The sequence below is a fragment of the Leeia aquatica genome (assembly GCF_012641365.1).
Taxonomy (GTDB): Bacteria; Pseudomonadota; Gammaproteobacteria; order Burkholderiales; family Leeiaceae; genus Leeia; species Leeia aquatica.
This window is the reverse complement of sequence record NZ_JABAIM010000011.1, coordinates 1-2,248: the sequence shown is the minus strand read 5'-3', so window position 1 is coordinate 2,248 and position 2,248 is coordinate 1. Positions and strand designations below refer to the sequence as shown.

At 50.1% G+C, this 2,248-nt stretch carries 1 protein-coding gene and 1 pseudogene; both read right to left on the bottom strand.

Annotated elements, in window-relative coordinates; genetic code table 11:
• A partial coding sequence (locus HF682_RS18135) for a hypothetical protein (RefSeq protein WP_168878661.1) occupies nt 1–133 on the bottom strand: 133 nt, incomplete at its 3' end.
• Between the two features lie 426 nt (nt 134–559).
• Nucleotides 560–2,248, bottom strand: a pseudogene (locus HF682_RS17615) (hypothetical protein); the annotation flags it as partial.

Sequence of the window (2,248 nt, the reverse complement as noted above, 5' to 3'; positions counted from 1 at the left end):
TGCCTTTGCTGCCGCCGATCTGGAAGCTGAAGCCGTTTTGCTGGCCGAAGCCGAAGGTGACGCCGAAGCTGCTGCCTTTGCTGCTGTTCTGGCTGTGGACGTTGGCCTGGTTGACGGCGGCTGCGAGTTCGATGTTGCGGGCGGCGTCGAGCTCGGTGAATGGTCAACTGTCAGAAGATTACCATCTCAGTACAAACTACTTGGCCCCTTGATAGCGCTCATCTCTAATGATTTTAGGTTCAACAAAATTACGCCACACGCTTATTCCATTCTTTACCATCTCATTGGAGCATGAATCTTTTGTAATAAAATCCATTATCATAGTAACAGTATGATTATAATCATCTGCACTCAAATTAGAAAAACTTATGTAATCACAATATTTACAACTTTCAACAATCTCTTCGTGTAAATCTGGACGCACCGGCAAGAGAGCCACATCTAAAAACTCAACCAAGCACTCCCAATCGCCCCGTTTTAAGTTTATCGTTACTAATTCCAGGTCTGAACCGCTCATGGACTTTGGATGATTAACAAATACCGATGTACTCATGCAATATCACTTTACGATAATAATCTTGGCTCGCTGCGCTGCAGGCAGGGTGCCTATATAGTTCATAAAAATCTGCTGGTTATTCTGTGTTAATACGCGAAAATCGACAGGAACAAAATCAGCCTTATCTAAGTGATTCAGTATATTCTCCTTTTCTTTTCCTAAAATCATATTCTTCTCAAAAAATTTGTTTATCCCATCAATTTCTTTTTTCGTTAACTGACCCGTCGTATACATTGCATCTACCGTCTTTCCTTTATAGGGGCCATCAATAATCACAAAGTCTGGGTTCTTATCGTTAGCACCCTGCGTCAACGATGGTTCATACCGCTTCATGGCACCAAGTGCATCCTCAAGCTGTGCACCGGCTGCGGCCTCCGCGGGTCGATATTTATTACTACCACCCACATCCTTCGTATTCAAACGCCGCTGTGCCTCTAGCGGAGTATACAAAACATTAACCTGTTTCAACCCATCTTCATTGATGATCATCCTGTTGATGGGCATATCTGGCAAAGCAAGCGGTCCGCCTGCAGCACCCTTATTGTATGCCCCGACGATCACCGCTCCGTTTGGCATCACCACCCGCAGTGTGTTCTCCACCTGCGTCACCACACTACCCGCCAGAATCAGTTGCCCATTCGGGGTCACCACGTTCTGCGTCAGCCTGACCGTATTGCCAGGTTTGATTGCATTGCTCGACGCGATCTGTGCCTGCCCTGCCGGTGTTACCACTGTGCCGCTGTTTCCTGCCATCGGGTTTATTTCAGCTGCACGTACTGGCAGAACCATCTCTTTACCATCAGGGGTTTTGATACCTAGCAGCCCATCGCGATAGGCAACTTTACTCCCGGCTGGAATCTTGATGTTGCCGACGCCGGTGTCTTTCATCAACACTACGGCTTCGCCGGTTACCGGGATGGTTTCAGCCAAACGGTAACTGTTGCCCAAGGGGATGGGGGCTTCTACGGTGCTACCGGCTTGACCCACTATCGGTGTGCGTGGAGTTCCAAACCTGTTCCCGGCCCACCAGAGCAGACCTGCTGTGGCTATTCCGACGGCGGCCCGTGTAGCGCGCTCTTTGCTGATCTTGTCATAAAGTGCCTGGTCGGCTGGTGTAGGGTGCTTGGGTAGATAGGCTTCCAAGAAGTTGGTGGCCATAAACTCCCGGTACAGCGGACTCTCGGCGTTGACGTACTTAAGACCGTTTTTGAAGTCATCCGCGGTAGCTGTGAAGTAACGCTGACTAACTCCGCTTTCGTCCGTGAAGACCGCACCAGTCTTGACTAAATTAGCTAGGTATTCTTTGGCTGCAAAGTAGAGTCGGGATTCCAGGGTTGTAGCGGTACCGATTTGCTGCCCGATGGCACGCATGTGGGTACTATCGACGTTGGCGCGCGCAGCATTTGCGAGCCAGTACTCTGCCTCCTCTTCGCTGATCTTGTCCATTGGGGTGAATAAGCCCGCCCCGTCTTTATTACGCTGATTTAGGTAGTTCAGAAAGGCTTTTCGGTTGAGGCGAATTAGCTCCATCTCACGGACATGCAACTGCCGATTGTTCTGATCCGCATTCAGCGCCACATTGCCACCCACAATGGCACTGTCTCGCCCTCCGGCCAGCCCGCCGGTGATCTGACCGATCACGGTGGCGGCGGCTTCCATGTAGGCTTTCTTTTGCAGGTCGCGGTTTTTCTT